Origin of the sequence: Bacillus sp. JJ783 (assembly GCF_036963225.1) — a bacterium.
Classification (GTDB): Bacteria; Bacillota; Bacilli; order Bacillales; family Bacillaceae_G; genus Bacillus_A; species Bacillus_A cereus_U.
Genome location: NZ_JBALMG010000164.1, coordinates 4,589 through 16,491 on the forward strand (window position 1 = coordinate 4,589; position 11,903 = coordinate 16,491).

Sequence of the window (11,903 nt, forward strand, 5' to 3'; positions counted from 1 at the left end):
TTTATATAACACCTTTTCTTATGATAACACTTTCGTCATAAGAATATGTGCAATTCCATCTTCCGTAAATACGTCGGAAGAAGTTTGATAGCCTAATTTTTCATAAAACCCTTCAGCTTGTGTTTGACCGTGTAGTTTCACTTTGTTTGCTTCTTTGTTACGAGCAATCTCTTCTAGTGCTTGGATTATTACTTTTCCTAATCCATATTTGCGATAGTCTTTTAAAATACAAATTCTTTCTAGTTTACCTATTCCGTTCACAAAACGTATACGGCCAGTTCCTACTGGGAGCGCATTGTAATAAATTAATATATGTTTGCATGTCTCGCCAATTTGGTCATATGTATCGAATTCATCCTCAAGAGGGACACCTTGCTCTTTTACGAATACTTCTTTTCGAATGTAAAAGGCAGTTTCTAAATCAGTAAGTTCTGTTATGAGTTTGGATTGCAAATTGTTCAGCCCTTTCTAGTGTGATATGAATGTGTTTTCATAGTATATCATACTGTAATGTTATACTATGAAAAATAAAAAACTGACTTGCAAAAGTCAGCCTTTAAAATGGTTACTATTCTTTTATCCCGTTTTTTGTTCCGATGATCGCTTTGTTCGTCATATTGATAAATAATCCTGTTTCAACTACACCGGTAATCATCTTTAACTCTGTATGTGTGTCATTTGGATTCAGTATTTTGTTTGGAAAAATACAATCAATAATTAAATTGCCGTTATCAGTTATAAATGGTCCGCCATCTTTCATACGTAAACGTGTTTCACATCCTAAAGATTGAATTCTCTTTTCAGTTTGCTTCCAAGAGAAGGGGATGATTTCAATAGGAAGTGGAAAGGTGCCTAAATGTGAAACAAGTTTGGATTCATCTGCAATAATAATAAGTTCTTTAGAGGAGGAGGCAACAATTTTTTCTCGAAGTAACGCACCACCGCCACCTTTTATTAATTGTAAATCATTATTGATTTCATCTGCTCCATCGATTGTAAGATCGAGTATGCCGGTTTCATTTAAAGAGATTAACGGAATAGATAGTTGTTTTGCTAATGCTTCAGTTTCTTTTGATGTCGGTACAGCTTGAATAGATAACCCTTCTTGTACACGGTGACCTAGTTTTTGTATTGTCCAATATACAGTTGAACCCGTACCAAGTCCAATCGTCATACCATCTTTTACAAAGCCAGCAGCATATTCACCGGCTAGCTGTTTTAAATTCATCATTTTACTCCGCCGGACGTGGTCCAGCATCTAAACTGGAATTTTCAACTGTAAGTATAGGGCGAACAGTAATATCTTTATGTACACGCATTTGGCACGATAATCGTAAGTGGTCTTCAATTCCTTTTTCCGTAATAGCTTGTTTTTCATCATTTGTAGCCTCACAAAAATCACCTGCAATGACTTCAACTCGGCAAGTTGTACATCTTGCTTTGCCACCGCAACGATGAAGAATGTGTACACCGTTATCTTCAAGTGCTAATACTAATTTTGTCCCTTCCTCAACATCAAAAGTTCCGGTGCCTTCAACTGTTAATTTTGGCAAATTGATTCCTCCTCATGTAAAATGCTATATAACATATTTATGACCCGTATTCATGAACATAAACATAAAATTTATTATAAGCCCCGTAACTTTTTTATTTGTTCAATCGTTTAATAAGTAAGCGCTGAAAAGGAGTGGTTATTTTGTGCACAAAAGTAACTCAGGTTTTAAAGAATCATATCGATATGAATCGTTCAAATATAAATTTATTAATTGAACATTATGCGGAGTTAAAAAGGTACTGTACATTTTTAACGAAAAATAAATGGGATGGGGAAGATCTCACCCAAGAAACAGTATGTAAAGTTCTTCAAAAATATAGTGAAAAAGATATTTGTATGACGCTACTATATAAAATAGCAAGAAACCGGTGGCTAGACCAAATGAAGTCAAAATCAGTTCAAGAGAAAATAGAGGAACAAAATACATTTGAAGAACCATATGAAAAAATTGCAGATTTGCATGAAATGGTAGGGAAAGTATTATCTTCGTTAAATGTGCAACAATCCGTAATTTTATTATTAAAGGATGTTTTTCAATATAGTATCGCGGATATTGCTAAAGTATGTTCGGTATCAGAAGGCGCAGTGAAAGCATCTTTATTTAGGAGTAGAAATAGGCTGAAAACTGTAAATGAAGAAGGCATTGAAATAGTGGAGTACACGGATGATGTTGAAATCGTTGTAACTTCTATTCGAGAAGAAAGACCTGAATTGTTGACGAAACTTCTCCCAACAATAGATTTCACTAAGTTACCATCAATACAACCAGTGTTATTCTTCAGTATGAAACAATCTTCTTCTTACAGTTGTATGCTTAATGCGGCATAAAACAGATGGAGGGATTTATAATGAGTGTAATTCCTTACGTAATAGAACAAACGAAATTAGGAGAACGCTCCTATGATATATATTCAAGATTATTAAAAGACCGAATTATTATGATTGGTTCAGAAATTAACGATCAAGTTGCAAGCAGTGTAGTAGCACAATTATTGTTTTTAGAAGCGGAAGATGCAGAAAAAGATATATTCCTGTATATCAATAGTCCGGGTGGTTCAACGACAGCGGGATTTGCAATATTAGATACGATGAACCTTATTAAACCAGATGTGCAAACACTTTGTATGGGCTTTGCGGCATCGTTTGGTGCGCTTTTACTATTAGCTGGCGCAAAAGGAAAAAGATTTGCGCTCCCTAACAGTGAAATCATGATTCATCAACCGCTCGGCGGTGTAAAAGGGCAAGCAACGGAGATTGAAATTACAGCAAAAAGAATATTAAAGTTAAAACATGATATTAACAAAATTATATCTGATCGAACAGGGCAACCAGTAGAAAAGGTAGCTCATGATACAGAAAGAGATTATTTTATGACGGCAGTAGAAGCGAAGGAATATGGAATTGTTGATGCAGTTATTGAGAAAAAATAACGTAAAACAGGCTAGAGAATATACTAAATTCTCTAGCCTGTTTTTGTCATTCTTTATTCTTTTATCCATTCATCAACTAAAGCTTGATTCTTTTTTATCCATTTTCGAGCAGCTTCTTCTGGATCTTTCGTTTTATTTAACATGACCATTAACGTACCAAGTTGTTCATCGTTCATTTTCCATTGATCAAAGTATTTCACAATATCCGGATGATCTTTTTCGAAACCTTTACGAACTGAGTAATAAATGTCATCTTTTTCACCATATACTTTCTTAGGGTCTTTTAAATATTTTAAGTCAAATTCTGAAAAGCCCCAATGAGGATTCCAAAGCGTAACAGCGATTGGTTTCTTTTTCGTATATGCCTTCTTTAGTTCGCTCATCATCGCAGCTTCTGAAGATTGGACAAGTTTTAGTTTTATATCATATTCTTTCATTGCTTTATTCGTTAAATTCATAAGGCTACTGCCAGGTTCAATCCCGACGATTTTATTATCTAACTCATCTTTATGAGCGTTTAAATCTTCAATACTGTTAACGTTTTTCACATAAGAAGGGACGACTAAACCAAGTCCAGTGCCTTCATACCATTTTGATTTTAAGACAATGTCATCTTTATAACGATCATTTAATGGTTGATCAGTAACTGGAAGCCATACTTCTAAATTTGCATCAACATCACCACGTGCGACTCCAGTCCAAATCGCAGCTTTTTCTAAATACATGAGCTCAACTTTGTAGCCTTTTTCTTCTAATAAAACTTTCCACATGTTTGCAGTTGCAATATTTTCTTTCCAACTTGTTACACCTATTTTAATTTTCCCTTTCGAATTTGCATTTGTTGCATTACATGAAGTGAAAATCATAGTAATAAATAATGCAAGGCATATAAGCCATATTTTCTTTTTCATCGAAACCCTCCTAAGAAACGTTTGCCTTTTTAAATAAATGTATAAGTAAGCATTCTTATTATGAACGGAAACGAGAATTTTAAAGAAAGCTTATGAATGTCATTTTTATGTAATATTTCTTTGCAAAATCGCAACACTATGTAAATAGATGGGCAGAAAAGGAGTAGTGACATGGATAATACAAAGGTACGTGTTGAAAATGTAACAAAAGTATTTGGGAAACATCCGCAACGAGCGCTTACCTTATTAAAAGAAGGAAAAAGCAAATCCGAAATTTTAAAGGAGACAGGAATGAACGTTGGTGTGAAAAAGGCAACGTTTGAAGTATACACTGGAGAAATTTTTGTTATTATGGGTTTATCTGGTAGTGGGAAATCTACATTGGTTCGAATGCTAAATCAATTAATTAAACCGACAGCGGGGCATATATACATAGATGGTGAAGATATCGCAACGATGGGAAAAGAAGAGTTGCGAAGAGTAAGAAGAACGAAGATGAGCATGGTGTTTCAAAAGTTCGCTTTATTTCCGCACCGTACAGTGATACAAAACGTTGCGTACGGGTTAGAAATTCAAGGAGTTCCAGTAGAGGAAAGAGAAAATAAGGCGTTAGAATCGCTACAGTTAGTAGGGCTAGATCATCATAAAGATAATTACCCAAGTCAACTTAGTGGTGGTATGCAGCAGCGTGTTGGAATCGCAAGGGCGCTAACGAATAATCCAGATGTATTACTAATGGACGAGTCATTTAGTGCATTAGATCCACTAATTCGAAAAGAAATGCAAGATGAATTGTTAGAGTTACAAGATAAAATGGAAAAAACAATTATATTTATTACACACGATTTAGATGAAGCGCTTCGCATTGGAGATCGTATCGCATTAATGAAAGATGGAGAAATCGTTCAAATTGGAACGCCGGAAGAAATTATGATGAGTCCTGCCAATGAATTTGTAGAGAAATTCGTGGCGGACGTGAATTTAGGAAAAGTAATTACGGCGGAATCTATATTAAAACGACCGGAGACTTTATTAATTGATCGTGGACCACGTGTAGCACTTCAAATTATGAGGAATGCAGGTGTTTCTACCGTATATGTTGTAAACAAAAAGTATGAGTTTTTAGGTATATTAACTGCGGATGATGCAAGTAAAGCAGTACAAAAACAGTGGCCGATTGCTGATTTATTACTTAATGATATTCCGCACGTTTATTTAGATACTTTACTTGAAGAGACGTATGCAAAAATGGCGGAGATGAAATATCCGTTACCCGTAATTGATGAGAAGAAAAGGTTAAGAGGAATTATTAAACGTGAAAGTGTCATTCAAGCTCTTGCAGGTAACATTGAGGAAGAGGTGAAAGACGATGAATAGTATACCGCGTATTCCATTAGGGGAATGGGTCGACTCATTTGTTGCAAGTTTATATGAGCACTTTGAAGGACTGTTCCGAGGATTCTCCTATATTATCGGCGGATTCGTTGATTTACTCACTAATTTTTTAACAATAATACCAGCCATATTGATGATTATTATCCTATGTTTCCTCATTTGGTACACAACGAGAAAATTATCTTTAGTCATTTTTACACTCATTGGATTATTATTTATTTTAAATATTAACTACTGGGCACAAACGATGCAAACATTAGCGCTCGTACTTACTTCAGTTATTATTTCAATTATAGTCGGAATTCCAATTGGCATTTTAGCATCTCAAAACGAGCGCTTTTCAAAATTTTTAAAACCGACATTAGATTTTATGCAAACAATGCCAGCATTCGTCTATCTCATTCCCGCGATAACATTTTTTGGGGTAGGCGTCGTACCAGGCATTATCGCTTCCGTTATTTTTGCTATGCCACCGACAATCAGATTTACAGACTTAGGAATTAGACAAGTTCCAGAAGATTTAATTGAAGCTGCGAATGCTTTTGGCTCTACCGCATCACAAAAATTATTTAAAGTACAATTACCACTCGCAACCGGAACGATCATGGCTGGAGTGAATCAAAGTATTATGCTTTCGTTATCGATGGTTGTAACAGCTTCACTTGTAGGAGCGCCAGGACTTGGCGTCGATGTATATCGCTCTGTAACACAAGTAAACATCGGAATGGGATTTGAAGCGGGACTAGCTATCGTCGTGATTGCGATTATATTAGACCGAATTACGCAAGGGTTTCATACAAAAAGAAAATAATTCAAAAAACACACTTTATACAACAAAGTGTGTTTTTTTGAATTCGAATTACATCCGAACAATAACAGAACCTCCAGCTGGTGCACAAACTTGGTTTTGCTGTTGTTCCATTGATTTTATTAAATGATTATTTTCTTCGATTAAAGAGATCAATTTAGCTAATTGGCTTTCAAGGCTTGCGATGCGCTGCATCATGTATTGCGAATCATAATGCAGTGTATTCCTTGGGGTATGGGGTGAGTAAACATATTGTTGATTTAAATTTGGATTCCAATGAGGATGCATTTGAATCGTTCCTCCTTAAATGAATTACGAATCTTTCTTATAGTAAATGCCTATGTATATTTAATGGTTACTCGAAAATTTTTTCATAATAAGAGGAGTATGTACGGAAAATGGAAAAGAATATATTTAAAGTTTAAAGTACATTTTTTGGAAATATTCAAGTGGAATAGCAAATATATTAGAATATTACCACGTTTATGTAAATAGATATTATATAGAGAGAAATGATGGGAGGAGATGCAATTTTGTCTAAAAATAAAAAAAGAAATGATGCTATGACAATTGGTGTCGCTATAGGTGTTGTAATTGGTGTAATTCCTGGTGTATTTACTGATAATATAGCAATCGGAATAGCGATTGGGATTATAATTGGTATCGGGATTACAGTTTTGAAGAAATAATGAGTTGCAAATTTAAAATATGAACTTTGATTGAATCGTATATATGATTTTAATGGAATTGCAAAGTTAAGTGAGTGAATTTTCGGAATATAAAACCTGTTTTTCCTTTTTTTATGATATTATATATGAAAAGGATGGTGATGGATATGCCAATAAACAAGCAAGCAGAACAAAACTGCTTTATTTGCGAAAAACATAAAGGAAACATTATAGTTCCAGGTGGTGCTATTTATGAAGATGCTCTCATATACGTTGGGCATGTCCATTGGGATAAAGAAGAAACATATCTTGGTTATGTAATGATTGATATAAAAAGACATGTACCTGGTCTCGCTGAATTAACTGAAAATGAGGCAAAAGCATTCGGGCTGATAACAAGTAGAGTAAGTAAAGCGCTAAAAGAATGCGAAGGTGCAGAACATATTTATACTTTCGTTTCAGGAAATGGTGTACCACATATGCATATGCACATTATACCGCGTTATCCAAATACACCAAAAGAGTTTTGGTCACCGACTGAAGTAGCAAATTGGACTGGTGCACCACATGGAGATTCAGAGAAAATTAAAAAACTATGCGAAAGAATACGAAAGTATATGGTAAATGAGTATGCATACAACAAATAATACACAATATTCATGGGTTGGAAGTAGGGAAATGTGTTTAGACGAGGTTTCAGTAAAGCAATATGGTGATATCGTACTTGGTAAATACGGCGGGAATATAAGTGCCGGAGCAAAAAAGAATGAAGATGGTGCATTAGTTTTGTCGAATGGTGATTGGGAATTCGCCGTTATATTAGACGGACATAATAGTGCAGAAAGTGTAGATTTAGTAGTAAATACAATTCAAAAAGAATATGAAAATATAAAAGTGATTATGAAAGAATCACTTGAAACCGTATTTCGATCTGTTGAAAATTATATACTTGCGATTTTTCAATCCCGCTCATTTAAAGAAAAGTGCGAAAAAGTAAAAGGTGAAACTGCTTGCTTAATATGCGTAAGAAAAGCAAATTACATATGGTGGCTATCTATTGGCGATTGCCTAGTTTATGTATTTCATGATGAATTACATAAATTAGGACAATATGCATTGAATCAACGCCACTTTTACGAATGGATTGGTAATGTAAATACATTTAATTTACCCGTTCCTTGCTATTCGTCAGGAATTCGTGAACTACGTACTGGAAAGAATCGAATTGTAATGGTGACAGATGGGGTATTGGAATGTGGGGACCGCCGATATGAAACACCATTAAATCTTTATAATGATATGAATGGAAATAATATTGGGCTAAAAGAAAATATTCATAATGTGTTAGAACACGTTCATCATCAATTAGGACGAGATAGTGCTACCATTATTAGTTGGGATTATGAAAATGATGCATATGCTACGTATCCGAGTGATCAGCCGGAGAAAATTAAAGTAAAAAAATAAAAAGGAGGGATTTTCTGTCAATTACAAAAATAGCTTTATTAATTTTATGGGTGCTATCTTTATTGGTTTTTGAAAGAATAGCGAGAAGACAGTTAAATATACCGAAACAAAAAGGATGGAATAACCAATATGTGAATGATACACATAAGTGGGGAAATAGAATTATCATTTTCTCTTATATAGTTGTTATTACTATAAGCACTTTTCTTCCAAATCGTATATTTATGGGCTATGTACCTCTTTTGTTTTTTATTACGTTATATGGATTTCAATCATATATGGAGTGGAAATATGATAAGGAATCGCGTGAGTTTTTGATTTCATTATTAGGAGTTGCAGCATTAATAATAACAGGGTTCATACTATATTTCTTCCTTTAATATAGTATGAATTTAAAGCAAGAAGGAGAGAAGAAATGAAAAGACCTTTATTATGTGCAGAGGCGATCATTTTTAATGAAGATCATTCAAGAATACTCGTTCAATAACCGTTAATATAGTCCACTTTATTTTAAACAATTCAATGAAGTAATAGGAGGGATGATATTGAGAACCTATACATTTTGGATTATAATTTTTGTTTTTTGTATAGCGGGCTACTTTTTGGATCGATTTTTAAGAAAAAAATTGAATATGCCAAAGAGCGGGTTTTGGGGATATAATAAATATGTAAATAGCTTACATAAAAAATTGGAAATAGGACTGCTTTTTGTATATTTAATAATTAGTTTTATTTACATCTTTAAATTCGAAAGCACTAATATTTGGTTTATCATTTTCACTTATTTAGGGGTTACGTGGATCCTAAGGACATGGATGGAATGGAAGTATGATAGAGAATCGAAAGAATATATTTTTTCGATAATTGGATTATTTGCATTTATTTTTATGACTTCGATGCTATTTTACTTCGTTCCACCAGCTACATAATAAAAAAATATTGATGCGAGAGATATAAGAGGATGGATTATTTTGGATTTTACCGTAATTTTAAAATGGATTCGTGAAAAATATAAAGAGCAATCACTTATAATAATAGGTATTGATGGTACAAATGTTGAGATCATAAAGTAAATAGTAACCATTTATCTGAAAGATGATAAATGGTTACTATTCGTGTTAAAGTTACATCTTCTTAAAACTCCTCAAAACAAGAACCTCCCACAATCTCCATGGAAGAATCTTCTTCGCTAAGATCATGAATTTGACACCTTTTCCAATTGGATATCGTAATGTAGTACGTTTCGCTTCGGCAATTTCAACGATTTTATTGGCAACATCTATCGGATTACCAAATGTATTGCTGCCGCTATTAATATGTTTTTGTATTTTATCCATATATTCTTTGTAAGGAGATGTTGTATCAGATTGGTTTTCAGCTAATTGTTTACCAACTTCCCATATGTTCGTGTTATAAGAACCAGGTTCAAGTAAGGCAACGTCTATTCCGAAAGGTTTTACTTCTAAGCGAAGCGATTCACTCCAGCCTTCTAATGCATATTTTGAAGATACATAAGGGGATAAACCAGGAAATCCAACTTGGCCACTAATACTGCTTATATTAATGATTTTTCCACTTTTCTGCTTTCTCATATATGGTAAGACAAGTTGAGTGATTGAAATAGCTCCAAAAAGGTTCGTTTCAAATTGTTTACGGTATTCCTCTACTGGAATTTCTTCTACAAAGCCTCCAGTTGCATATCCTGCATTATTAATGAGAAGGTCTACTCTATTCATGTCTTTTAAAAATAATTGAAAGTTATGTATAGAACTTTGATCTGTTACATCTAATTGTTGAACTTTTATGTTTTGCTGTAAGTTGAGTTTAGTAGCTTGAGATATTAAGTCTACTTGTTTTTCAAGATTTCGCATTGTAGCAATGACTAAATAGTCTTTTTTCGCAAGTTCAAGTGTCGTTAATAGTCCGAATCCACTTGATGCCCCTGTAATAACCGCGATTTTTTTATTCATTGGTCGCTCGCTTTCTTTTTCTTTTATCATAACGAGTATTAAGAAGAAAATCTATTAATCTTACATATTGTTTTTATACAAGTAATAGCAATTAGAATTATTTCTGTATTCTTCGAGGTGGCGTATAGATTAGGTGCTTTAGGTTTCTTTAGGTGCATATGTATGGGAATGGGGCTAAAAAGAGGGAATCGTACAGACTTAGCGTATATAGAAAAGTGAGTATTGCATTCATGATGATGAAATTAAGTTTTTAAAATGGGGGGAAGCAAAGTGTTCCATGTGAAAGATGTCTTAGCAGATCAGTTATTAGCAAATGCGAATGATCCTAGTTGGTATATTCCGTTTTCAGATGCAGTTAAGGATTTATCTGAGAGAGAAGCTTTCTGGAAACCGAATGAAGAGAGTAATAGTATAGCTGAAATTGTACAACATTTACTGTATTGGAACTCGACGTGGCAAACAAGGTATAAAGAATCAAATGTTAATGCCGTGCCCGCTATTGGTGATAATAACAAAAGTTTTATGCTATCAGATAATCAAACATTTGAAGAGTTAAGAGAAAAACTATTAGAGAAACTGTTACAATGGCAAAATCTCATAAATGAAGACAAGGTTGAAAGTGATGTAATTGGATTTCCTGTATCTGCGAAGTGGTGGGAAGTATTAGCTAATGTAACAACTCATAATGCGTATCATATTGGTCAAATTATTTACATTCGGAAATTACAGAAGAGTTTTGATAGTGAATAGTGTAATGGTTCTCTAATTTATCTGAAGCAATTCATGAAGCATTATTGTAGGCCGTAAGACATACTGTGCACGCTTGAAGGTAGAAAGACCAGTCTAAAATGACTGGTCTTTCTACTATCTAATAATATTTAAGTAGCAATTTGTGTGAAACGATATAAAAATGTAGTTCCAACTATTCAATTGAAATGCCCTGTTACTATTTGATTTCAATTGCTGAAGTAATATCGTTCCAATCCGCAGCTAAATTAGCAGTTTGACCATACCAATCAGAGTGTCTAAAGGAGACACCTTTTCCATATCCTTGAGTTGAAGAATGTTCCCATAGCGTTGTTGAATAACTTGCAGAAGGTGAAGCTGTACTTACAGAAGAAATTCTGTCGTTCCAGCTAGAAGGTAGGTTTTTAAAGCCGCTGCTCCAATAAATATACTGTCCACCTTTATTTTGATGCTCATAGAAATCGGTACTACCAGCACCACTACCTAAAGGGTTAATTTGATTTTTAAGTGCCTTTTTATCCTTTTCAATAAAAGCATTCAATGTTTCTCTGCTAGTAAAGCCATAAGCTAACCAATCTCCATTTTCATTTTGCTTAGGTAGTACCATTGTAATTTGGATGTCTTTTTTTGATTGATCGCTTAATTTTGCAAATGAACTAACATTCTTTTCATCAACTTTTAAATAATCAAATGATTTAATTGTATTATCTTTTTCTGCAGCACTTACTACTCCTAATCCTCCAGTTAATGCAAAACCTGCTACTAATGTCCCTGCTACTAATTTCTTCAACATATAACCATCCCTTTTTTTGTTTAGATTTTTGTACAGGAAAATCTTGTACAAGTAAAATTTAATCTAGTTTTATAGTTTTGTAAATATTCTGAAGTTTTAGAAATAATAGGCGGAATATTTGCAGTTTTACATTTTTTCTTTAGAAAAAATGGTTATTGG

17 protein-coding genes are annotated in these 11,903 nt (G+C 33.8%); 10 read left to right on the forward strand and 7 right to left on the reverse strand.

Annotated features, from left to right (window positions below; genetic code table 11):
- Positions 1-18: 18 nt before the first annotated feature.
- The 3 genes from V7038_RS26255 to V7038_RS26265 form a co-directional block, all read right to left on the reverse strand.
- Positions 19-453 carry a GNAT family N-acetyltransferase gene (locus V7038_RS26255; protein ID WP_070139390.1) on the reverse strand — a complete coding sequence of 145 codons (435 nt, stop codon included), beginning with the start codon at positions 451-453 and terminating at the stop codon, positions 19-21.
- A 115-nt stretch (positions 454-568) separates the two neighbouring features.
- Positions 569-1,228 carry a ribose 5-phosphate isomerase A gene (rpiA, locus tag V7038_RS26260; protein ID WP_070139467.1) on the reverse strand — a complete coding sequence of 220 codons (660 nt, stop codon included), beginning with the start codon at positions 1,226-1,228 and terminating at the stop codon, positions 569-571.
- Positions 1,229-1,232: 4 nt separating this feature from the next.
- Complete coding sequence (locus V7038_RS26265; protein WP_070139389.1) at positions 1,233-1,553, reverse strand: 2Fe-2S iron-sulfur cluster-binding protein; 321 nt, start codon at positions 1,551-1,553, stop codon at positions 1,233-1,235.
- Between the two features lie 143 nt (positions 1,554-1,696).
- Between V7038_RS26265 and V7038_RS26270 the strand changes: the two genes are divergently transcribed.
- The gene (locus tag V7038_RS26270) at positions 1,697-2,383 is read left to right on the forward strand and encodes an RNA polymerase subunit sigma-70 (protein WP_070146574.1); all 687 of its coding nucleotides are present in this window, start codon (positions 1,697-1,699) and stop codon (positions 2,381-2,383) included.
- Positions 2,384-2,403: 20 nt separating this feature from the next.
- On the forward strand, positions 2,404-2,985 hold the full coding sequence (gene clpP / locus V7038_RS26275; protein WP_002136712.1) for an ATP-dependent Clp endopeptidase proteolytic subunit ClpP: 582 nt from the start codon (positions 2,404-2,406) through the stop codon (positions 2,983-2,985).
- A gap of 53 nt (positions 2,986-3,038) precedes the next feature.
- Here the strand turns inward: clpP and V7038_RS26280 are convergent, their stop codons facing one another.
- Positions 3,039-3,896: a glycine betaine ABC transporter substrate-binding protein gene (locus tag V7038_RS26280; RefSeq protein ID WP_335695868.1), complete on the reverse strand. Its 858-nt coding sequence runs from the start codon at positions 3,894-3,896 to the stop codon at positions 3,039-3,041.
- A 171-nt stretch (positions 3,897-4,067) separates the two neighbouring features.
- Here V7038_RS26280 and V7038_RS26285 point away from each other — a divergent pair, with 171 nt between their 5' ends.
- Both V7038_RS26285 and V7038_RS26290 read left to right on the forward strand, forming a co-directional pair.
- Positions 4,068-5,273, forward strand: coding sequence for a quaternary amine ABC transporter ATP-binding protein (locus tag V7038_RS26285; RefSeq protein WP_000370622.1), 1,206 nt, complete (start codon positions 4,068-4,070; stop codon positions 5,271-5,273).
- Positions 5,266-6,102 carry an ABC transporter permease gene (locus V7038_RS26290; RefSeq protein ID WP_001084760.1) on the forward strand — a complete coding sequence of 279 codons (837 nt, stop codon included), beginning with the start codon at positions 5,266-5,268 and terminating at the stop codon, positions 6,100-6,102. Before V7038_RS26285 ends, V7038_RS26290 begins: the two co-directional genes overlap by 8 nt.
- A gap of 48 nt (positions 6,103-6,150) precedes the next feature.
- On the opposite strand, the gene V7038_RS26295 is transcribed toward V7038_RS26290, so the two are convergent.
- Positions 6,151-6,387, reverse strand: coding sequence for a hypothetical protein (locus V7038_RS26295; RefSeq protein ID WP_016105064.1), 237 nt, complete (start codon positions 6,385-6,387; stop codon positions 6,151-6,153).
- 227 nt (positions 6,388-6,614) lie between these two features.
- Between V7038_RS26295 and V7038_RS26300 the strand changes: the two genes are divergently transcribed.
- The 5 genes from V7038_RS26300 (at position 6,615) to V7038_RS26320 (ending at position 9,163) form a co-directional block, all read left to right on the forward strand.
- Positions 6,615-6,788: a septum formation initiator gene (locus tag V7038_RS26300; protein ID WP_070146572.1), complete on the forward strand. Its 174-nt coding sequence runs from the start codon at positions 6,615-6,617 to the stop codon at positions 6,786-6,788.
- A gap of 134 nt (positions 6,789-6,922) precedes the next feature.
- Entirely contained in the window at positions 6,923-7,414 is a 492-nt protein-coding gene (locus V7038_RS26305; RefSeq protein ID WP_070170223.1) for an HIT family protein, read from the forward strand.
- Complete coding sequence (locus V7038_RS26310) at positions 7,398-8,234, forward strand: PP2C family serine/threonine-protein phosphatase (protein WP_171904065.1); 837 nt, start codon at positions 7,398-7,400, stop codon at positions 8,232-8,234. The genes V7038_RS26305 and V7038_RS26310 overlap by 17 nt, the downstream gene beginning before the upstream one ends.
- 62 nt (positions 8,235-8,296) lie before the next feature.
- Positions 8,297-8,614 carry a DUF4181 domain-containing protein gene (locus V7038_RS26315; protein ID WP_078174708.1) on the forward strand — a complete coding sequence of 106 codons (318 nt, stop codon included), beginning with the start codon at positions 8,297-8,299 and terminating at the stop codon, positions 8,612-8,614.
- Positions 8,615-8,779: 165 nt separating this feature from the next.
- Positions 8,780-9,163, forward strand: a complete 384-nt coding sequence (locus V7038_RS26320) for a DUF4181 domain-containing protein (protein WP_001261511.1) — start codon at positions 8,780-8,782, stop codon at positions 9,161-9,163.
- Between the two features lie 195 nt (positions 9,164-9,358).
- On the opposite strand, the gene V7038_RS26325 is transcribed toward V7038_RS26320, so the two are convergent.
- Complete coding sequence (locus V7038_RS26325) at positions 9,359-10,204, reverse strand: oxidoreductase (protein WP_070146570.1); 846 nt, start codon at positions 10,202-10,204, stop codon at positions 9,359-9,361.
- Between the two features lie 270 nt (positions 10,205-10,474).
- Here V7038_RS26325 and V7038_RS26330 point away from each other — a divergent pair, with 270 nt between their 5' ends.
- Positions 10,475-10,954, forward strand: coding sequence for a DinB family protein (locus V7038_RS26330; protein WP_002110268.1), 480 nt, complete (start codon positions 10,475-10,477; stop codon positions 10,952-10,954).
- A 196-nt stretch (positions 10,955-11,150) separates the two neighbouring features.
- On the opposite strand, the gene V7038_RS26335 is transcribed toward V7038_RS26330, so the two are convergent.
- Entirely contained in the window at positions 11,151-11,744 is a 594-nt protein-coding gene (locus V7038_RS26335; protein ID WP_070146568.1) for a hypothetical protein, read from the reverse strand.
- Positions 11,745-11,903: the final 159 nt, after the last annotated feature.

What these genes read in the sequence shown, in the direction of transcription:
- rpiA (WP_070139467.1), bottom strand. Translation starts at nt 1,228, where the DNA reads ATGAATTTAAAACAGCTAGCCGGTGAATATGCTGCTGGCTTTGTAAAA.
- V7038_RS26310 (WP_171904065.1), top strand. Translation starts at nt 7,398, where the DNA reads ATGCATACAACAAATAATACACAATATTCATGGGTTGGAAGTAGGGAA.
- V7038_RS26295 (WP_016105064.1), bottom strand. Translation starts at nt 6,387, where the DNA reads ATGCATCCTCATTGGAATCCAAATTTAAATCAACAATATGTTTACTCA.
- clpP (WP_002136712.1), top strand. Translation starts at nt 2,404, where the DNA reads ATGAGTGTAATTCCTTACGTAATAGAACAAACGAAATTAGGAGAACGC.
- V7038_RS26290 (WP_001084760.1), top strand. Translation starts at nt 5,266, where the DNA reads ATGAATAGTATACCGCGTATTCCATTAGGGGAATGGGTCGACTCATTT.
- V7038_RS26280 (WP_335695868.1), bottom strand. Translation starts at nt 3,896, where the DNA reads ATGAAAAAGAAAATATGGCTTATATGCCTTGCATTATTTATTACTATG.
- V7038_RS26335 (WP_070146568.1), bottom strand. Translation starts at nt 11,744, where the DNA reads ATGTTGAAGAAATTAGTAGCAGGGACATTAGTAGCAGGTTTTGCATTA.
- V7038_RS26305 (WP_070170223.1), top strand. Translation starts at nt 6,923, where the DNA reads ATGGTGATGGATATGCCAATAAACAAGCAAGCAGAACAAAACTGCTTT.
- V7038_RS26285 (WP_000370622.1), top strand. Translation starts at nt 4,068, where the DNA reads ATGGATAATACAAAGGTACGTGTTGAAAATGTAACAAAAGTATTTGGG.
- V7038_RS26325 (WP_070146570.1), bottom strand. Translation starts at nt 10,204, where the DNA reads ATGAATAAAAAAATCGCGGTTATTACAGGGGCATCAAGTGGATTCGGA.
- V7038_RS26300 (WP_070146572.1), top strand. Translation starts at nt 6,615, where the DNA reads ATGGGAGGAGATGCAATTTTGTCTAAAAATAAAAAAAGAAATGATGCT.